Source organism: Photorhabdus heterorhabditis, assembly GCF_001280945.1.
Lineage (GTDB): Bacteria > Pseudomonadota > Gammaproteobacteria > Enterobacterales > Enterobacteriaceae > Photorhabdus > Photorhabdus heterorhabditis.
Genome location: NZ_LJCS01000029.1, coordinates 1 through 20,104, shown reverse-complemented (window position 1 = coordinate 20,104; position 20,104 = coordinate 1). Strand labels below are relative to the sequence as shown.

Sequence of the window (20,104 nt, the reverse complement as noted above, 5' to 3'; positions counted from 1 at the left end):
TTAATTTTTTATTCCCGATAAAAGTTGATCGGGTAATATTCATTCCCGCAACCCTAGCAGGGATAAAAAGAGGCGTTGATTATAGGGGCACGAAAGACGGTTGCCTACAGAAAACATAACAATTTATTAAATTTTCCTTAGCGAAAATTACCATTTTTTCGTACAAATCACACTTTTAACTGAATCGTTTACTTCAAGATAAAATTCACAGAATCTATCTGCCCTCCCAAATCCAAAACACTAAGCTGATATTTTCCCGGTTGGGTCAATGTCTGCACCAGCGCCTGATTATTTTCTGTGGTCATAATTTGTTCTCCATTTAGGAACCACCATTGCTGACCACTTCCCCCCTGAGTCGTAATACGTAAATCAAGGCTGTCAATACCGGGAAGCCGTTTCAATACATCACCGTTATGAATACCAACAATTAACAAGGGCGCCTGATCTAATTTCAGCGGTGGGCATTGCGGATTAATGGGTGGCAAACGTTGCGCTCGACGCTCCTCCTCAGGCAACCATGACTCGAGAGTAATCGGCCATAAAGCGATATTTTTAGGCTCAGCGTTAAAACAATCAGGAGCGACACGCAACCCTTTTTTATCCACCCATACCTGTTCATTAATGCCCGAAATACCTTCCTGCCCCACAGCAGGCAATGTAGGAGGAACCGTATGATCAAGTATCCAACTCAAACGGCGTTGACGGCAATTACTGTCTCCCTGAGGCAGACTCTGCCCACCTGGCCAACAAATTATTGCCTGACTAACACTTGCCGGGCGTGGATCAGAAGGAATCCATTTAGCGCCATTATGCATATTCGCCAACAACAAGTTATTGATCTGAGTCATTATCGGAATCGCAGTGGCATAACCGAATTGCCCCACAACCGGCGTTCCGTCCGGCCTACCAACCCAAACACCTATGGTATAACGGGCATTTAAACCAATAGCCCAAGCGTCGCGGTAGCCATAGCTGGTACCGGTTTTCCAGGCCAGTGGCACTTGCGCCGGTAATACATCATCAGGTTGTGGACGCCCTTCTCCGGCCATCATCCGCCTGACTATCCATGCTGCCCCCGGAGAAAAAAGTTGTCTGTCACGCAATTTCTGCTGCGGTGTGAATCTCAGAGGAGAAACTTTTCCCTGACGGGCAAACGCGGTGTAAGCCGCCACCAATTGATCCATCCGGGTTGCCGTTCCACCAAGAATCAATGACAAATTGGGTTCGCTACCGGGAGGAAAACGTAAAACGGTTCCCACATTACGCATATTAGCGGTAAACCGTTTAGCACCATATGCTTCAAGTAGTTGTACTGCGGGTAAATTCAACGAGCGGACCAATGCCTCACTGGCACTGACCGGGCCATTAAAACCACTGTCAAAATTTCCCGGACGGTAATAATCAAAGCGGCGAGGCACATCCTGTAAAAGTGACTCCCCATGAATCAGCCCATCATCCAACGCCATGGCATACAAAAATGGTTTCAGCGTTGATCCTGGCGAACGCCATGAACTTATCATATCAACATGACCAAAACGGCTGTCATCCCGGAAATCAAGAGAACCAATATAAGCTTTTACCGCCATATCAGTGTGATCGACCACTAATACCCCGACTGAAGTTTTATCCGATAACTGATACTTCCAATTTACCGCCATATCCTCAAGCTGGCGTTGTAATCCCACATCAATCGTTGTTTTGATGATTTCCTGACGACGACCTTTAGCCATTCGTCTGGCAAGAAGCGGCGCAAGCTGTGGCACCTGCCGAGGCGCTAACCACAATGTTTCTTGCCGAATATCCGCCACTTTCTCTTCCGGCCAGATTTTATACTCTGCCAATCGTTGCAAAACCTTATTACGGGCAGACTGTGCTCGTTCAGGATAACGATCTGGCCTTAAACGGCTGGGTGCCTGTGGCAAAACAGCCAATAAAGCGGCTTCTCCTGAAGAAAGCTCAGATGGCGGTTTTCCCAGATAAGCCCAACTCGCCGCTCCAATTCCTTGCAACGTACCACCAAACGGGGCACGATTCAGATACATTTCAAGAATGTCATCTTTAGAGTAGTGCCACTCAAGCTGTAATGTACGCCCGATTTGTTTCAACTTCCCGCTCAAGGTACGTGAATGCGGATCAATCAACCGGGCAACCTGCATTGACAACGTACTCCCGCCCGACAAAATTTTACCTGCTCGTATATCTTGCCAAGCCGCCCTGACAAGAGAAATCGGGTTAATTCCTGGATGTTGATAGAACCAGCGATCTTCATAAGTCAGTAGTGCCTGAATATATTCCGGTGACACTTGATTCAGTGTTACCGGGTAGCGCCAAACCCCTTCATCATCGGCAAAACGCCAAAGCGGAGTACCATCCTCACTCACGACAATCCGTGCCATTTTGGCTTCACGCAATGGCAAAGGCCAAACTTTATCTGCTAGCCATAGACTCGCCGGGATCAGGAACAACGACAGCACAATCAACCAAATGAGGCGATATGTTTTTTTCATCGATTTGGAATACCTGATAAGAAATCAGCCCTTACGCTTAGGCGTAAGGGCTAGGTTTAGCGGACAACTTCCAATTTTTCAGGGGTAGATCCCACCGCTCGCCAGTAAGGGACATACATAGATTCAACCTGAGGTGCCGGAATCGTGTAGACACCCGGTGTCACCGCACGAGCCAAATACAGCAACGTCACCGGCTGATAGGGATCAACTGCGACCGCTGCCACATACCGATCATCACGATATTCAGTATGACGAATAGTCACCTGCTGCATATCACCAATCAATTCCTGGAGATTAGTAGCACTATCGCTCAAACTGGCACTGCTATTAGCCAGGTTCTGGTTTTCCACTTCTAAACCGGCAGGCAGCAAATCAACAACCAAAGCATCCGGTACTGATTTATCTGAGTTGACCACCAGCTTCACCACTACCATTTCACCACTTCTCAGACGATCAATAGAAACCGGATTACCATTTAGATCTAGATAACTACGCTGGATGTTCAATACATTAGAGTAGGGTTTCGGTGAATATTGTGGATAACCGACGACATTCAAACGAGAATAGAGCGTACTGTTACCACGATTGCTGATATTAACTCCTTGCAGGATCTGCTCTGCATTCATCACCTGATTCCATGATCTGCTGCTGCTCAACGGCGGCACTTGCTGATTAACTACCGCTGCCCATGGTTGTTCCGAAGCATTTATAAAGAAACGCCCTGCCAGATAGAGTGAATTACTCTCCTGAGTTGAAAAATAGTTACGGGATGGCAACTCATCAGACAGCTCCAGCAATTTTTCATCACGATCTTTTGGCAATATATTATTTTCAGTCAACAGCGCGACAATCAGGGCGTTGTCACGGATAGCACTACCGTAATCCCCCAATCCGAACTCATCATGACGATTTTTATTGATTCCCAAGCGAACCGCTTCATCTGCTCTGGTGTTATCACCCATCAGTTTCAGTGCAACTCCCAATTGTACTAATGACAAGCCATTTCCTGCCTGAGAACGGCGTTCATAAACTTGTCTTAGGGCACCTAACGGCGCTTTCTGCTGACTGGCAAGCACCAAACCAGCATAAGCCTGAGCTGAGAACCGCATTGCTTCCTGATTCTGACTGTAGCGATAGTTAATGACATTCTTATCCTGTAAATAACGCAACAGACGGTTATTGGCAGAATTTAGTGCATCATTCGGTACGCTATAGCCTCTCTGACTTGCACGGAACAGAAAATCGGTAGCATAAGCCGTTAACCAATATTCTTCATCTCCGGCCCTATCCCACAAGGCAAATCCACCGTCGTGGCGCTGCATACTTAACAAGTGGATAATCCCCTCATCAATACTCGTCCGACGTTTGCTGTCACTTTCCGTTTTGATACCCAATTTTTTCAATTCTGCTTCATTTGAATAAAGCGATGGATAAAGTCCACTAATAGTCTGCTCAAGACAACCATACGGATAGGCGTACAGTTCTCGGATATAACGCGAAATCTGTAACGGCGGACGGCTGGTTAGTAACAACTGACCTTCGAGCGTTTCTGGCGCTAAACCCGATATTGCATCTAACGGTAACTGCCAATTTTCTCCCTGATGGATAACATCAGCAAACAGCATGGTTTCCGCCGGTTGTGCCGGACGCACTCCAATCTTCCAGCTATTTTTATACTGTTTCAGATTTTCACCCGGTAAATTAAGGCCATCGACTGTCAGGAAAATTTCCCCCTGACCAAAACCACGATCCGCTGTAACAGGAATTTCAACTGTCATACGTTTACCTTTTTCCAAGGTTATTTCCTTGTTGGCAGCACCTTCTAATTTGATCAGACCATCAGTCGTAAAGTTTAAAGTCAGATCTTGCGTCTGTTCAGTCAAATTAGTGAGATCCAGCGATAGCAATGAATGATCACCACCAGCCATAAAGCGCGGTAATGCCATCTGTGTAATCACCGGTGCAACAATGGTAATTTTGCTTTCACCATGACCGAACTCGTTCTCACTCCACGCCTGAGCCATCAGCCTCAATTCACCATTGAAATCAGGAATTGGCAGAACAATCTCCCCTTCTCCTTTTTCATTCAACGCTACGGGCTGTGCCTGTTCAGCAATAATATTGACTTCAGTCAGTGGTTTTCTACCTCCGCGATCAAGCGCATTCTCATCACCATCACCGCCAAAACGCAGATTCGCCAACCGACCATCACCTTCAATCAACTGACCATACACATCATATTGATCGACGCTGTAACGTTTACGACCCAAAAAGACCTGGTAGGGGTCCGGGGTTTTAAAGTTCGTGACATTCAACACCCCGGTATCGACAGCAGAAAGCAACACATTAACCTGTTTAGGCAATGGTTGCCCTGGCTGTGGTGTTGCTTTAACTTTAACGGTCAAATCCTGATTCGGACGCATTTTTTCTGGGGCGGATAGCGTCAAATCCAGTCTACGATTTTCATCAGCCAACGGCAGGTGCAACACGCCAATGGCCCGTTTCGGTGTCGCCTGACGAGATTTATCACCCGGACGTACAACCACGGCAGTCAGATAAAGGTCATGACGACGCCACTCTTTATTGATCGGCACTTCCACATCCAGACCTTGCTCCGGCACATTAATTTCCTGCCACCAGAGCGGCCCTTCACTGGATTCCACCAACAAATAACCTTTGCCCGCCTGTGGTGCAACCATATGCAATTTTACTTTCTCGCCCACCTGATAAGCCGGTTTATCCAGAGACAATTTCACCTGATCAGGACGAACAGCTCCTGTGCCTCCTGTATTGTCCTGCCATGAATAACCGGCCCAGAAATTAACGCTGGTCACTAATTGATTTTCTGGATTAACCACTTCAATACGGTACGAACCCCAATCAACCGGGAAGCTGACTTTTGCCGTACCATCCTGAGCAATCTGGATATGCTCGTCTGCCATCACCAGATCTTTCTGATCATAACCTGATTGCCAACCTTCACCATCCGACCAACGCCAATAATAATCACGACGTTCATAAACCAGACGGGCGGTCAGATCTTTCGCCACATATTTTTTACCATTGGCGTCCGCATAGACCAGCTCAAATTCAGCTAATGAATTTTCATCCACGTTATAACGGCTTTGGTCGCGACCAGTACGATAGTCATAAACCTGTTTCCGACCAAACAATGGACGAATACCAACCAGTTTTTCGGCTGGCCACACAGTTTGCTCAACACGACGTGTAACCGGGCGACCACCAGACTCAAGCAGGCTTGCCTGTACAATCACTTTTACCGGTGATGTGACTGAACTCCAATTTTCCGCCTTAACATCCAGTGCAGTTCCACCATCACTATCCAGAATGAGATCAAACTCATCTAATGTACGACTGAGATTTTCTTCATTGATAGCACCAAATTCATAGCCAGGTAGTTTTGCTACCGCATCACGGTCTGGACGCAGAAATAATTGCCCTTGCAAGCGATTATTCGCCGCAGGTGCACCGTACAAGTAACGGCCTTTAATGGCAAAATCCACATTGTGATTTTTCATCACCGGCTGCAATTCACTGCTAATTTCCAGCGCCATACGCTCTGGCATAAAATCTTCTACATTAAACTTATAGTAACGAAACTTGTTATCACCCAAATCAAAACGTAACGACCAGAGACCGGTATCCGCTGATTGAGGAATAGCGTAGTGATACTGATACAACCCATTTTCAGGTTGCCAGACAAAACTCTGGACTACCTGACCATCCGTTTTCAACACATCAACTTTGACCGGCTGGCTTTTAATTGCACGACCATCACCATCACGCAACAGACCATTCACAATCAAAGTTTCACCGGGGCGATAAAGATCACGAGGCCCAAAGACAAAAAACTGTTTGCTGTACCCTTGTGGACCTGCGATATCAAATTCAGACAGATCCAGCGCGGGTGACACCAAATCGATCATACTGGTTTGCCCATCACGAGTGGCAAGCAGTAATTTAGCTTTTGCACTTTTCTCCAGACTTGCGTGTCCATCACCATCTGTCATTGTCTTTGACAATAACTGCCCTTTATCATCCAACAAGCGTACTTCCACGCCTTTCAAGCTACTGCCTTGCTCCAGAGATTGGGTAAACACATCCATCTGATCCAGATAACTATGCACAGAAACCCCAACGTCGCTTAACGTGAACATGGTTGCCGGATTGGTATCGGTGTATTTACCCGCCTGTTGCATCACCGCCATATAAACACCATCTTGCTGCAATGCTTTAATGTTATTTAATGGCAATAGCAATTTTTCGCGGGTATTTAACGTTGGATTGAGATCGAAACGACCGGTATAAACCAATTCCGCATCTTTAAGAATGTCTTCAGATTCCCAGTCATTTAGGTTATTGCGATATTGCCACTGGGCAATAAAAGAAGGCAGCGCTGTCTCTTTGATCCTGAAAAAATTAACATCAACGTGATTAACATTGAGTGCCAACACAGGTAAACCTTCTGCGACTTTACTTGGCAACAGAGATCCCTTACTGGCAAAACCGACAGAGGGAGAAATCGTCTCTGTTGTCAGAGTTTTCTCATAATCCGCTTCAAGCTGACGCTCATTAATACCTTTAACCCCTTTATCTACGACCAATTGCAACTGACGGGATGGAGGCAAATGACGCAGACGGAGTTCCATCATGTTATCTGACAGTTCCCAAGCACCATCAAGTTTGCCTTCTTTTACATCGACCAAATGGACATTCTGGGCAAAATTTTGATTTGGATCTAACGGAACAGAAAATGTCACCACCATTGCGCTGGCACCATCAAGTTGAAGCTCAGAAGCATCTAAAATTGTCACCTCTTTACCCGCGTAGCGTTTTGCCAACTCAGCCAATGATGCCGCATCTTTCTGTTTTACTAATTTTGGTGGAACATTTGATTGCAGAGATGTTTTTTCGCTTTGAATTTCTGTGGATTGTGATTGAGCGGTTTTATTATTATCAGAACTGTCAGACTGGTCACAACCAGAAAGCACCAGCAAAGAAGCCAAAATCACCGCAAAATAACGCCTTTTTCTTTCTGGCCGATGCCAGAATTGACCTTGATTCATGACCGTAACCCCTATCTTATCCCAACCAATCAGTAATAGGATTTAATGAATAACTTTACAAATCAATACATTAATTTAACGCAAACAGATTAAGTAATATTGCACTATTTGAATAGTGACAATATACAAACATTAAGTTCATATAATAACTCTTTTTTAACGAATTAAATATCATAGAATGCAATAAATATATTTGAATTTATAGCTTTAATCTATGATTAAGAACTCTATATATTTCATAAATGAATAAAATTTTTAATTCCTTAATTTGGCGTAAATAACATTTATTAAGCTATACCCTTCATCTTTCAAGCTGCTGCTTTGTTGGCTACGTTCACTTACCCCAGTCACATAGTTATCTATGCTCCTGGGGATGCGTTCACTTGCCGCCGCACTGCAACTTGAAATCTATTGGGTATATATTTCTTTATAAATCACGAAAAATAAGAGAATATTAAACAATATATTAACGGGAGTTAAATAAGCAAATAAGCAAATAAGCAAATAAGCAAATAAGCAAATAAGCAAATAAGCAAATAAGCAAATAAGCAAATAAGCAAATAAGCAAATTATAGTTAATAATAACCAAACTTAATAGAATTAATAAGATATAATTCAATATAGAAAACATTAATATTAAGAATAATATACAGGTACATCATGCCACTTTATTACCAAAAGTGGCAATGATTACTTGTACAAAATTTTTGTTTTTTAAGTCTTTTTTTAGAAAATGCCGACAAAGCCCTCTATGAGAAAAAATGCAATAATAAATGTCAATAAAGTCAGTAATGGAAATATTCACCAATCGTTATTTATAGGCTAAATGGTTTAAGTAAGACAAGGACTCCAATTCTTAACATCGGGAAAAATTGAGTAGTAACCCAATAAAAATCTGCATGAAAATTTACGTTCTGAATAAATCTCATCACCATTACCCTACCAGTAACACTTGTCCTGTTTTCAACCCCTTAGCATTTGGCAGCCAAAGCCTTCCCCAACTACCCGTACAATGACACCCATAGACTTCTTTGATATTTTCTTTTATGAAGAACTCTCTAATCTTCAATAATTCGGTCGGTAATGCTCTCCTCAAATGGAATCCACCTATTACTGCGAATACTTTATCCACACCTGTAATTATTTTAGCGTGGTTAATTATTTCACAAATACCAGAATGACCACACCCAACAATAATAACAAGCCCGTGATCACTTTTCCAAATTAAAGCACTATCATCAAATATATAGTCATTGGCCCAAGAACTTTTTTTTACTAAACCATAGGATTTTCGATGATTATTTGTTATTTCTCCTGAAAAAACAAATCGTTCACTTATCTTCATATGCGATTTTGTCAAACGAAAAAAAACTTTCTTCTTGATTCTTTTATTAATTTTACCCGACATTTTTTTAAACTTTAAAACACTGTTTTTGAACTTAACCCCATAATATCTCTCATTTAATGCATCAGGATGACATATTAATTTAGCATTATGAGGGAAATAATTAACACCACCGATATGGTCAGAATGTCCATGAGAGATAACAATCTTAGATATATCATCAATAGATATTCCCATCCTGTTTGCATTCTCGATATAGCTGTCATCCGGGCCGGTATCAAAAATTATCTTCTCTTCACCGTCCTCAAGTAAAAGGCTTAAACCAGGCTTAGCTATCAAATATGAATCAGATGTTTTATTTTCCAGGAGTACAGTTATTTTTAATGACATGGTATATCCATTAATTTTGTTGAAGTCATACTTCTATTAAACGATACGGGTAACAATAGCATTGATGTACATCAATAAAACAATGAAAAGCGTTTATATCGTCACATTCTTATAAGCAGATCACAAATTATCACTTATTTTCTGTCAGTTAATTTTTCAACATAAAATGACTATCTCTCTATTATATTTATCGCCTTGCAATATTAACACATAATTATTATCCCTTGTTGCACAACATATATTTACCAACAAAGATAAATATATTATCTCACATGAAAATTCAACAGGATATTATTGTAATTAATAAAATAGACTCTCAAATACAATATTAATCCATTTAATTTAAGCTCATAACTGTATAGTTTTATACCCTTCATCTTTCAAGCTGCTGCTTTGTTGGCTGCGTTCATTTACCCCAGTCACAGAGTTCTCTATGCTCCCGGGGATGCGTTCTCTTGCCGTCGCAATGCATCTTGAAATCTATTGGGTATATGTAAGTTATTAATGAAATAAATCAATTAATATTGAACCATAATTCAATCATTATTTCAGAAATAAAACAATATATTATCCCTATTTAAAAAAATAACATTAAATTCAATTGAAATATTAACCCTATAAATATTCAAATCTATTTTAAATAAAACTCAATAAGAATTAGAAAATAAGCATCCGATAGTATCAAAATCGTGGCGAAGTCACGGGGGAAACCTGTCCGTTCTTTTATTGCTACCCCGCCCAACCTCGCCACGATCGAATTGATTATGTATTCGTTACCGGAATATTCCCTCGTAACCAACTGCCTAGTTTACGCTGGTAAAATGGTTGCGTATGCTGAATCAAATAATGGCTAATACCACACTCTTTTTCATCAACCAAGCAAAAATCAATAGGTTCTTCTTCGGAAGTGTATTCACAGGCAATACTACCGGCCTCTTGAATTAACTGTTCAACTTCATCCGACGTACCATTCATTTCCAGTCCAATTAATAAATTGGGCTTTTCATCCACATTTTTATCATGAGCCTGAATGATAAAAGCACGGCGGACAGGTTTACGCTGGCTAAATAAACTGACCAGAGCGTCAATGAGCTGTGAAGGATACTCTTCCGGCTGGCTGAGTGTTATCGCGCTGCCACTTGGAACATTAACCTCAACCGAAACCAACTCACTTAATGAACTCATAAAAATCTCCAATCAATTTTTATACAAAATAGAATTATTTCGCTTTTGCCAACAACAGATTTGCAATCGAACGAACACCATAACCCGTTGCACCAGCAGACCAATGTTCTACAGCAGATTTACGGTAAGTTGCCGAGCAATCAATGTGAATCCAACCTTTTTGGTATTCTTCCACAAAGTGAGAGAGGAAAGCCGCCGCTGTGCTGGCACCAGCCGTATGTGATGGTGCCGCAACATTATTCAGATCAGCAAAATTTGATGGCAGTTGGCTACGATGGAATTCAGCCAATGGCAGGCGCCAGAACAATTCATTTTCAGATTCAGAAGCAGCTAGCAGATCCGCCGCCAGTTTATCATCAAAGCTGAATATAGAGTGATAGTCATTACCCACAGCCGCTTTCGCTGCACCTGTCAGGGTTGCCGCATCAATAATTAATTTAGCTTTCTCTTTGCTGGCATCAATCAAACCATCAGCCAGAACCAGACGACCTTCCGCATCGGTGTTCATCACTTCAACAGATTTTCCATTGCGGTAACGGATAATATCACCCAATTTAAAGGCATTACCACTGACCATATTATCCGCAATACAGAGGAACAGTTTAACACGCTGTTTCAGACCTCGATTGATCGCCAGAGCCAATGCTCCCGCCAGTGTTGCCGCTCCGCCCATATCTGCTTTCATGGAATCCATAAAAGAAGATTGTTTTAAGCTGTAGCCGCCGGTATCAAATGTAATGCCTTTACCAACCAGACAAGCGAATACGGGCGCTTGCGAGTTGTCAGTTGGGTTGTAATCCAATGCCAGCAGAATCGGATCGCGGGAAGAACCACGACCAACGGTATGAATACCTGCATAACCCTGTTCACGTAAATCTTCGCCTTTAGTAATGCGATAACTTACCGCATCACCAGCAATACCACACATTAGGTCAATAGCACGTTTCGCCAATTGTTCCGGCCCAAGCTCTTCAGCTGACATATTGATGGTGTCACGTACCCAATCAATAATTTTAATTCTGTTTTCCAATTCTTGTTTTTCAGCCGCAGGCAATTGAGGCCATTCAATAGAACGTTTACCTTTTGGCGCACGAAATCCTTGCCAGAAAGCCCAACTTTTCTCTAAATCCCAACCTTCGCCAACCAAAGCCACATGACGAATTCCCTGTCCGTCAATTTTACGTCCGGCACGTTGAACAGCGCCTAATTTACCTTTACCAACCAGATGAATGGTCACCCCTTGATCACTGGAACTAATCAACGCTTTTTCACCCCAGCAAACTGCTGCTGGTTCATAAGACAGTGTTATTGGCATGATTTGTTTAGTCATTTTTTTCACCTCTTATTATTACCGCTTGATGGCAGTGAGGAGCTTATTCAAGCTTCTACCTACATAATTATTCGCCTGCCAGATATTAACCCTATAAAAAAACTGGCCAAAGCCAGTTTTTCATTGAAGTTCAGCCTACCTCAAAACCATAGGAATAAATAACAAATTAATGCTATTTTGTTATTCAAATTCATCCAACCAGACCAAAAGAATAGCTTCCAGAATCTTTTCATTAGATTTCTCGGGAGCGTCATCAAAATCATCTAATTCACAAATCCACTGATGCATATCAGTAAAGCGAACTGTTTCTGGGTCTAGATCAGGAAACTTGTCATACAGCGCTTCCGCAATTTCACGACTGTCAGACCATTTCAGGCTCATTTATATATTTCTCCTGCCAATCAGTGCTCACGAGCATGGTTAATAGTGTATTTTGGAATTTCTATTACCAAATCTTCATCAGAGACTCTGGCCTGACAACTCAGACGACTTTCCGGCTCCAGCCCCCAGGCTTTATCCAACATGTCATCTTCCAGTTCAGAGCTCTCTTCCAGTGAATCGAAGCCTTCACGAACGATACAGTGGCAAGTTGTGCAAGCACAGGATTTTTCACAAGCATGTTCAATTTCAATCCCATTGCGCAATGCAACATCCAGAATGGATTCCCCTTCTCTAGCTTCCAGCACTGCACCATCAGGGCAAAGATCGTTATGAGGTAAAAATACAATTTTCGGCATAATTAAATCTCATCCACAGAATGGCCCGCCAATGCACGACGAATAGATGTATCCATCCGACGCGCAGCGAATTCCTGCGTTTGCTTGTCCAGTTGTTTAATTGCGTTCTCTATAATTTGAGGATCACTCCCCTGAACGCTTTTTATAAGTATTTCTACAGCGGCATCAATCGCCGCCTGCTCTTGTTCATTCAGTAAATCAGCATCTTTTTCTAACGCACGGGTGACACTTTCCAGTACCCGCGCCGCTTCTACTTTTTGTTCTGCCAGTTTGCGCGCATTGATATCCTCCTGAACATTTGTCATAGAATCTTTTATCATGCGAGCTATTTCTTCATCAGATAAACCATAGGAAGGTTTCACCTGAATAGCGGCTTCCACACCAGTCGATTTTTCCAATGCGCTGACGCTCAGCAAGCCATCAGCATCTACCTGGAAAGTCACCCGGATATGGGCACCACCAGCCGGTAATGGCGGAATACCACGCAGTGTAAAACGGGCCAGTGAACGGCAATCATTCACCAATTCTCTTTCCCCTTGCACCACATGAATACTCATTGCACTCTGACCGTCTTTGAAGGTCGTGAATTCCTGTGCTCTTGCTACGGGAATGGTTGTATTGCGGGGGATAACTTTTTCAACCAAGCCACCCATGGTTTCTAGCCCCAGTGAAAGCGGAATCACATCCAATAACAGCATGTCGCTGTCTGGTTTGTTGCCTACCAAAATATCCGCCTGAATCGAAGCACCGATAGCCACAACTTTATCAGGATCAATTGAAGTCAATGGTTCACGACCAAAAAACTTCCCAACCATGTGACGAACCAGTGGTACACGGGTTGAACCACCCACCATCACCACTTGTAACACTTCATCCGCAGAGACTTCTGCATCTTTCAACGCCCGGCGACTTGCCAGCAAAGTACGTTTTATTAACGGTGTAATCAGTGCTTCAAATTCGGAACGGGTGATTTTCCCCTGCCAGTCGGCAATATTTATTGCTGCAACATCGGTATCACTTAAGGCAATTTTTACCTGAGTGGCAATATCCAATAGCTGACGTTGTAGACTGTGGTCATCCCGACTGCTGATACCTGCCTGTTCACGAATCCAGTCAACGAGCATCAAATCGAAATCATCTCCCCCAAGCGCAGTGTCACCACCGGTTGCCAGCACTTCAAATACACCACGGCTCAATCGGAGAATAGAAACGTCAAATGTACCGCCACCTAAATCATAAACAGCAATCACACCTTCCTGACCAGAATCCAGTCCATAAGCAATTGCAGCGGCAGTCGGTTCGTTAAGCAAGCGCAGAACATGTAATCCAGCTAAACGAGCCGCGTCTTTTGTGCCCTGACGCTGTGCATCATCAAAATAGGCAGGAACAGTGATCACAACGCCATCAAGCTTACCATCCAGTGTTTCTTCTGCACGCTGTGCCAACAATTTAAGAATTTCAGAAGAAACCTGAATAGGATCGACCAAACCTATTGCCGTATTGATTAATGGCAACCCATTCTCACTCGCCTGAAATTGATAAGGAAGATTAGGATAACGTTGTTGAATATCAATCAGAGAGCGTCCCATCATGCGCTTCACAGAACTGATGGTATTAACGGGATCACGTGCAGCCTGTTGACGAGCCAACCAACCAATTTCAGTACCCTTTTCATGATAGTGAACAACCGAAGGAAGCAGGTAACGATCTTCACTATCCATCAGGGTTTCCGCTTGCCCACTACGAACGGTGGCAACTAATGAATGCGTTGTACCTAAATCAATACCGGCAGCCAAACGACGTTGATGTGGTACAGCAGATAAACCCGGCTCGCTGATTTGTAATAAAGCCATATACGCGTTCCTTAAAAGTCGTCCAGTAAACGTTCTTCTAGTTGTTCAACTTGCTGTTGCAATTTATCCAGAAAACGCAATTTACGAACAGTATCGGCTGCCTGTTCCCACTGCTGTTCATTCAATTGTTGCTCCATTTGCTGACTACGGGTTTTAATCATCCCGTTCAGACGGGCAGCAAAATCTGCCAATGCCATTTCTGCATCGGCTTTATTTTCAATGAATTCTAACTCTTCCCGCAACATAAGCTGTTCCATCAGGAAAGCATTGTCATTCATGGTGTGTTGCTCGTTGGCTAAATCAAAACCATGTAAGGAGAGTATATATTCAGCACGTTTCAATGGGTGTTTAAGCGTTTGATAGCCATCATTGATAGTCGCTGCCTGCTGCAACGCCAGCGCTTTTTCGCGCTCCGGCTGACTAGCAAAGCGATCAGGGTGAAACTGACGCTGCAATTCCTGATAACAGTTTGTCAGTTGTTCACGGTCAATAGCATAACGAGCCGGCAGCCCGAATAGAGTGAAATAGTCCATAATCTAAACTTATTCTCTGGATTTAGCCGAAAAACGGAATTAAACGTTAAAACTTTCTCCACAACCACATTCGCTGGAAATATTCGGGTTGTTGAATTTAAAGCCTTCGTTAAGGCCCTCTTTAACAAAATCCAGTTCTGTACCGTTGAGATAGACCATGCTCTTGCCATCTACGATAACTTTGACACCCTTATCTTCAAACACGGTGTCGTCTTCGTTAATCACATCAGCAAATTCAAGCAGATATGCCATACCTGAGCAGCCTGATGTTCTGACGCCAAGGCGTAAACCAACACCTTTTCCACGGTTACTTAGGAATGACGAAACGCGTTGTGCAGCACTTTCTGTAAGGGAAATTGACATACAACAACCTCACTTTTCAAAACCAGCAAAGGCGGATACTGGATGATATACCTGTTATCTTTCAAGTTGCCTCTTTGTTGGCAGCACTCTCTCACCCCGGTCACAGAGTTATCTATACCCTTCATCTTTCAAGCTGCTGCTTTGTTGGCTGCGTTCACTTGCCGCCGCACTGCAACTTGAAATCTATTGGGTATATGCTCCCGGGGATTCGCTCCCTTGCGGTCGCGATCCATCTTGAAATCTATTGGGTATATAAACAGCCAGTATCCACCAAATTCATATTCTATTTTCTTATTCTCAAGGGCAATTATTTGCCCTGGCGTTTACTTTTGTAATCCGCAATAGCTGCTTTAATTGCATCTTCTGCCAGAATAGAACAGTGAATTTTCACTGGTGGCAGTTCTAATTCATCTGCAATTTCAGTATTTTTAATCGCTTCTGCCTGCTCCAGAGATTTGCCCTTCATCCATTCAGTAACTAAAGAGCTGGAAGCAATTGCAGAACCGCAACCATAGGTTTTGAAACGCGCATCTTCAATAATGCCTTCATTATTGACTTTGATTTGCAGTTTCATGACATCACCACACGCCGGTGCACCGACCATGCCGCTACCAACCATTGGATCTTCATTATCAAAAGAACCAACGTTGCGTGGGTTTTCATAGTGATCAATTACTTTTTCGCTGTAAGCCATAGTTGTTACTCCCAAAGCCGTTTAATTAGTGATGAGACCATTCGATACTGTTAAGATCTACACCTTGTTTAAACATTTCCCACAGTGGAGAAAGTTCACGTAAGCGGCCAATAGATTTGTGAATCAGTTCAATGGCGTAGTCTATCTCCTCTTCCGTGGTAAAGCGCCCTAAAGAGAAACGGATAGAACTGTGTGCCAGTTCGTCATTCATACCCAACGCACGCAATACGTAGGAGGGTTCCAAACTTGCGGAAGTACATGCAGAACCCGAAGAAACCGCCAGATCCTTTAATGACATCATCAGTGATTCGCCTTCAACATAGTTGAAGCTGACATTCAGAATGTGTGGCGCGCCGTGTTCCAAGTCGCCGTTGAGGAAAACTTCTTCGATATCTTTAATACCATTCCACAGGCGTAAACGCAGACCGCGCAGACGCTGAGATTCGCTTTCCATCTCTTGTTTAGCAATGCGATACGCTTCACCCATACCGACAATTTGGTGAACAGGTAAAGTGCCGGAACGCATACCACGTTCATGACCGCCACCATGTTGCTGAGCTTCAATACGAATGCGTGGTTTACGGCGAACGTACAGCGCACCAATCCCCATCGGCCCATAAATTTTATGCGCGGAGAAAGACATCAGATCAACTTTCAGTTTAGTCAGGTCGATAGTCAGCTTACCTACGCTCTGAGTGGCATCAACATGAAAAATGATACTGCGACTGCGACACATTTCGCCAATAGCAGCGATATCCTGTACCACACCAATTTCATTGTTAACGTGCATGATAGAGATCAAAATAGTGTCATCACGCACTGCGGCTTCCAGATCTTTTAAATCAATCAGCCCATTGCTTTGAGGTGCCAGATAAGTGACTTCAAATCCTTCACGCTCTAGCTGACGGCAAGTATCCAAAACCGCTTTATGTTCAGTTTTGCTGGTGATGATGTGCTTGCCTTTTTTCTGATAAAAATTAGCCGCACCTTTAATAGCAAGATTGTCTGATTCAGTTGCGCCGGAAGTGAAAACAATTTCACGCGGATCAGCACCCACTAAATCAGCAATCTGATTACGGGCAATATCAACCGCTTCTTCAGCCTGCCAGCCAAAACGGTGAGAACGGGAAGCCGGGTTACCAAATACCCCGTCCATGGTCAGATATTGCATCATTTTTTCAGCAACACGCGGATCAACCGGTGTCGTTGCTGAGTAGTCTAAATAAATGGGTAATTTCATTGCTTACATGCTCCCTACTTCTAATACTTCAATTCATCACAAGTTCTGCTTATGCGCGCAGATTGACATTAATTGTTTCTTGTGCTCTGCCATTAGGCGTACGGCGTTTATCGTTATCTTGACGATCAGCAACATCTAACACTTCTTGATTATTAACTAATTCTTTTAAACTAATACTACTCAGGAAACTGGTAATACGATCACTTAAATCGCGCCATAAAGCATGTGTCAAACAGCGATCACCGCCTTGACACCCTTCTTTACCCTGGCAACGGGTAGCATCTACCGATTCATCAACAGCGAAAATAACTTCGGCAACGACAATTTTATCGGCATCTCTGCCCAGCAAATAACCGCCACCCGGACCACGGACGCTTGAAACCAGACCATTTTTACGCAAGCGAGAAAATAATTGTTCAAGGTAGGAGAGGGAAATACCCTGACGCTCAGAAATGTCGGCCAAGGGCACCGGACCTTCTTGTGAGTGTAACGCCACATCAAGCATGGCAGTTACTGCATAACGCCCTTTAGATGTCAATCTCATAAATGAATTACCCCGTGGTGAAATATGAATGAAATTGTGTCATTCCTGAGTATTTTAGTCAACTATTTAACCTAGTAATTTACTCAACTATTTCTTCGCCCATTTTTCAACCGAGGTCAGTATGCCACGCAGAATATTCAGTTCCTGCATCTCTGGACGAGCACGGGTAAAAAGCCGTCTTAATTTATTCATTATTTGGCCTGGATGTGCTTTCCTGATGAAACCAGAATCATGTAATACCTGTTCAAGGTGATGATAAAAACGCTCCATATCATCAACTAATGGATATTCAGTCTCATTTGTTTCCTGCTCAACTTTATCCTGACGCGCGAGATAGGCCATACGGATTTCATAACTCACAAGCTGAACCGCCATTGCCAGATTTAATGAACTGTATTCTGAGTTAGTCGGGATATTCAGATGATAATGACACTTCTGCAATTCTTCATTAGTTAGCCCTACACGCTCACGCCCAAAGACAATAGCAACAGGTGCATGTTCTGCTTCTTGAACACTCCGTTCACCACATTCACGAGGTTCGACCATCGGCCATGAAAGGGTTCTTGAACGAGCACTGGTGCCAATTACCAGTTCGCAACCAGCCAAAGCTTTATCCAAACTATCAACAATAGTCGCATTACCAATAACGTCGCTGGCACCCGCAGAAAGGGCAATCGCATGAGAATCTGGCTGAACCAAGGGATTAACCAAATAAAGATTGGTTAATCCCATTGTTTTCATTGCCCGGGCAGTTGAACCCATATTCCCAGTGTGGGAAGTTTCAACCAAGATAATGCGGATATTTTCTAACATGACAACTTCTGGACTAGTTATAAGAATCAAATATCTTAACACAGTATTAGTCATTTTTCCGAACTACTGCTATACTGCGCGCCGATTAATTATCCGTTCTTTAACATCCTAGTGGAAGATACCCCATGCATCCGATGCTGACCATCGCCATACGCGCTGCGCGTAAGGCCGGCAACCTGATTGCCAAGAATTATGAAACTCCTGACGCGGTTGAAGCGAGTCAAAAAGGTAATAACGACTTTGTGACCAACATTGACAAAGCCGCAGAAGCGCTGATTATCGACGTTATCCGCAAATCTTATCCTAAACACACGATTATTACGGAAGAAAGTGGCGAACTAGCAGGCGAAGATGATGATATTCAATGGGTAATCGATCCACTGGATGGCACCACTAACTTTATCAAACGTCTCCCCCATTTCGCTGTTTCTATTGCAGTTCGCATTAAAGGCCGTACCGAAGTTGCCGTTGTTTATGATCCAATGCGTAATGAGCTTTTCACCTCAACCCGTGGTCAAGGTGCACAGTTGAATGGTTACCGTCTGCGTGGCACCAATGCCCGCGATCTGGATGGCACTATTCTGGCAACAGGTTTTCCATTTAAAGCAAAACAGCATTCCACTGTTTTCATTAATACTCTTGGCAAATTATTTGTGCGTTGCGCTGACTTCCGCCGTACAGGTTCAGCAGCGCTGGATCTGGCTTATGTTGCGGCTGGCCGGGTTGATGGTTACTTTGAAATTGGCCTAAAGCCGTGGGATTTTATGGGCGGTGAACTATTAGTTCGTGAATCTGGCGGTATCATTACTGATTTCGTTGGCGGCCATAATTACATTCATTCCGGTAATCTTGTTGCGGGTAATCCACGCGTTGTTAAAGATATTCTGGCCGAAATGCGTGATGAATTATCAGAAGCATTGAAACGTTAATTCAAAGCCAATATTTAAAGCAGGAATTGCAGGCGATATCCTTTGAGCCTGCAATTCTATCTTTTACCTCGAAAGGATGCTCTCACCGGCATAATATAAAGATGCATAGGTAGCTATACATCACCAAATCCTCTTTCTCGCCTTTATAAACAACCAAGCCAGCCACGTGAAAAGACAGATCCTCTGCCACTTGAACAAGTATTTGCGGTTCGCTCTGATAGTCAACCTAGTAGCCTTCTTTTCCGCTGCTTAACCACCGGAATCCCTGCGAACTGAATTAACACAGATGTCCCACCAAATCACCTTCCCTGCCAATCACATGAATCAATGTTTTGCCCAGTTCCCGTGCTTCAATCTGGTTGATACTAGCCGATGCATCCAGATGAGTTTACCGGACAGCCGGGTATCACTCAGAGCCGAGTGATACCTAGTACTACAGCCGTAGATATTGTGTAATAATGCGCCAAGTTCTCATGCCAACATAGCGAAAGATTCGATGCAAACACCGTTGACCCTGTGGACACAGGAACTGGATACATTACACGCCCGTTTAG

The 20,104-nt window shown here is 43.3% G+C and carries 14 protein-coding genes and 1 pseudogene; 1 reads left to right on the top strand and 14 read right to left on the bottom strand.

Going from position 1 to position 20,104, the window contains the following annotated elements:
* Positions 1 to 188: 188 nt before the first annotated feature.
* The 14 genes and pseudogenes from pbpC to trmJ form a co-directional block, all read right to left on the bottom strand.
* Positions 189 to 2,507, bottom strand: coding sequence for a peptidoglycan glycosyltransferase PbpC (gene pbpC, locus AM629_RS11450; RefSeq protein WP_054479055.1), 2,319 nt, complete (start codon positions 2,505 to 2,507; stop codon positions 189 to 191).
* 56 nt (positions 2,508 to 2,563) lie between these two features.
* The gene (locus tag AM629_RS11445; RefSeq protein WP_054479053.1) at positions 2,564 to 7,594 is read right to left on the bottom strand and encodes an alpha-2-macroglobulin family protein; all 5,031 of its coding nucleotides are present in this window, start codon (positions 7,592 to 7,594) and stop codon (positions 2,564 to 2,566) included.
* A gap of 934 nt (positions 7,595 to 8,528) precedes the next feature.
* On the bottom strand, positions 8,529 to 9,329 hold the full coding sequence (locus tag AM629_RS11440) for an MBL fold metallo-hydrolase (protein WP_054479050.1): 801 nt from the start codon (positions 9,327 to 9,329) through the stop codon (positions 8,529 to 8,531).
* A gap of 762 nt (positions 9,330 to 10,091) precedes the next feature.
* Positions 10,092 to 10,484: pseudogene (locus tag AM629_RS11435) on the bottom strand (enhanced serine sensitivity protein SseB C-terminal domain-containing protein); the annotation flags it as partial.
* A 64-nt stretch (positions 10,485 to 10,548) separates the two neighbouring features.
* The gene (pepB, locus tag AM629_RS11430; protein WP_054479048.1) at positions 10,549 to 11,844 is read right to left on the bottom strand and encodes an aminopeptidase PepB; all 1,296 of its coding nucleotides are present in this window, start codon (positions 11,842 to 11,844) and stop codon (positions 10,549 to 10,551) included.
* A 180-nt stretch (positions 11,845 to 12,024) separates the two neighbouring features.
* Positions 12,025 to 12,225, bottom strand: coding sequence for a Fe-S cluster assembly protein IscX (gene iscX, locus AM629_RS11425; RefSeq protein WP_054479046.1), 201 nt, complete (start codon positions 12,223 to 12,225; stop codon positions 12,025 to 12,027).
* A gap of 20 nt (positions 12,226 to 12,245) precedes the next feature.
* Complete coding sequence (gene fdx, locus AM629_RS11420; RefSeq protein WP_015833512.1) at positions 12,246 to 12,581, bottom strand: ISC system 2Fe-2S type ferredoxin; 336 nt, start codon at positions 12,579 to 12,581, stop codon at positions 12,246 to 12,248.
* Positions 12,582 to 12,583: 2 nt separating this feature from the next.
* Positions 12,584 to 14,434: a Fe-S protein assembly chaperone HscA gene (hscA, locus tag AM629_RS11415; protein WP_054479044.1), complete on the bottom strand. Its 1,851-nt coding sequence runs from the start codon at positions 14,432 to 14,434 to the stop codon at positions 12,584 to 12,586.
* Positions 14,435 to 14,445: 11 nt separating this feature from the next.
* On the bottom strand, positions 14,446 to 14,967 hold the full coding sequence (gene hscB, locus AM629_RS11410) for a co-chaperone HscB (protein WP_054479042.1): 522 nt from the start codon (positions 14,965 to 14,967) through the stop codon (positions 14,446 to 14,448).
* Positions 14,968 to 15,006: 39 nt separating this feature from the next.
* Positions 15,007 to 15,330, bottom strand: a complete 324-nt coding sequence (iscA, locus tag AM629_RS11405) for an iron-sulfur cluster assembly protein IscA (RefSeq protein WP_054479041.1) — start codon at positions 15,328 to 15,330, stop codon at positions 15,007 to 15,009.
* A 307-nt stretch (positions 15,331 to 15,637) separates the two neighbouring features.
* On the bottom strand, positions 15,638 to 16,024 hold the full coding sequence (iscU, locus tag AM629_RS11400; RefSeq protein WP_054479039.1) for a Fe-S cluster assembly scaffold IscU: 387 nt from the start codon (positions 16,022 to 16,024) through the stop codon (positions 15,638 to 15,640).
* A gap of 25 nt (positions 16,025 to 16,049) precedes the next feature.
* Positions 16,050 to 17,264 (bottom strand): IscS subfamily cysteine desulfurase, encoded by a 1,215-nt coding sequence (locus tag AM629_RS11395; RefSeq protein WP_054479037.1) that lies wholly within the window; start codon positions 17,262 to 17,264, stop codon positions 16,050 to 16,052.
* 49 nt (positions 17,265 to 17,313) lie between these two features.
* The gene (iscR, locus tag AM629_RS11390; protein WP_054479035.1) at positions 17,314 to 17,808 is read right to left on the bottom strand and encodes a Fe-S cluster assembly transcriptional regulator IscR; all 495 of its coding nucleotides are present in this window, start codon (positions 17,806 to 17,808) and stop codon (positions 17,314 to 17,316) included.
* An 87-nt stretch (positions 17,809 to 17,895) separates the two neighbouring features.
* Positions 17,896 to 18,621 carry a tRNA (cytosine(32)/uridine(32)-2'-O)-methyltransferase TrmJ gene (trmJ, locus tag AM629_RS11385; RefSeq protein WP_054479033.1) on the bottom strand — a complete coding sequence of 242 codons (726 nt, stop codon included), beginning with the start codon at positions 18,619 to 18,621 and terminating at the stop codon, positions 17,896 to 17,898.
* A gap of 125 nt (positions 18,622 to 18,746) precedes the next feature.
* On the opposite strand from trmJ, the gene suhB reads away from it, so the two are divergent.
* The gene (gene suhB, locus AM629_RS11380; protein WP_054479031.1) at positions 18,747 to 19,550 is read left to right on the top strand and encodes an inositol-1-monophosphatase; all 804 of its coding nucleotides are present in this window, start codon (positions 18,747 to 18,749) and stop codon (positions 19,548 to 19,550) included.
* Positions 19,551 to 20,104: the final 554 nt, after the last annotated feature.

What these genes read in the sequence shown, in the direction of transcription:
- pbpC (WP_054479055.1), bottom strand. Translation starts at nt 2,507, where the DNA reads ATGAAAAAAACATATCGCCTCATTTGGTTGATTGTGCTGTCGTTGTTC.
- AM629_RS11445 (WP_054479053.1), bottom strand. Translation starts at nt 7,594, where the DNA reads ATGAATCAAGGTCAATTCTGGCATCGGCCAGAAAGAAAAAGGCGTTAT.
- AM629_RS11440 (WP_054479050.1), bottom strand. Translation starts at nt 9,329, where the DNA reads ATGTCATTAAAAATAACTGTACTCCTGGAAAATAAAACATCTGATTCA.
- pepB (WP_054479048.1), bottom strand. Translation starts at nt 11,844, where the DNA reads ATGACTAAACAAATCATGCCAATAACACTGTCTTATGAACCAGCAGCA.
- iscX (WP_054479046.1), bottom strand. Translation starts at nt 12,225, where the DNA reads ATGAGCCTGAAATGGTCTGACAGTCGTGAAATTGCGGAAGCGCTGTAT.
- fdx (WP_015833512.1), bottom strand. Translation starts at nt 12,581, where the DNA reads ATGCCGAAAATTGTATTTTTACCTCATAACGATCTTTGCCCTGATGGT.
- hscA (WP_054479044.1), bottom strand. Translation starts at nt 14,434, where the DNA reads ATGGCTTTATTACAAATCAGCGAGCCGGGTTTATCTGCTGTACCACAT.
- hscB (WP_054479042.1), bottom strand. Translation starts at nt 14,967, where the DNA reads ATGGACTATTTCACTCTATTCGGGCTGCCGGCTCGTTATGCTATTGAC.
- iscA (WP_054479041.1), bottom strand. Translation starts at nt 15,330, where the DNA reads ATGTCAATTTCCCTTACAGAAAGTGCTGCACAACGCGTTTCGTCATTC.
- iscU (WP_054479039.1), bottom strand. Translation starts at nt 16,024, where the DNA reads ATGGCTTACAGCGAAAAAGTAATTGATCACTATGAAAACCCACGCAAC.
- AM629_RS11395 (WP_054479037.1), bottom strand. Translation starts at nt 17,264, where the DNA reads ATGAAATTACCCATTTATTTAGACTACTCAGCAACGACACCGGTTGAT.
- iscR (WP_054479035.1), bottom strand. Translation starts at nt 17,808, where the DNA reads ATGAGATTGACATCTAAAGGGCGTTATGCAGTAACTGCCATGCTTGAT.
- trmJ (WP_054479033.1), bottom strand. Translation starts at nt 18,621, where the DNA reads ATGTTAGAAAATATCCGCATTATCTTGGTTGAAACTTCCCACACTGGG.
- suhB (WP_054479031.1), top strand. Translation starts at nt 18,747, where the DNA reads ATGCATCCGATGCTGACCATCGCCATACGCGCTGCGCGTAAGGCCGGC.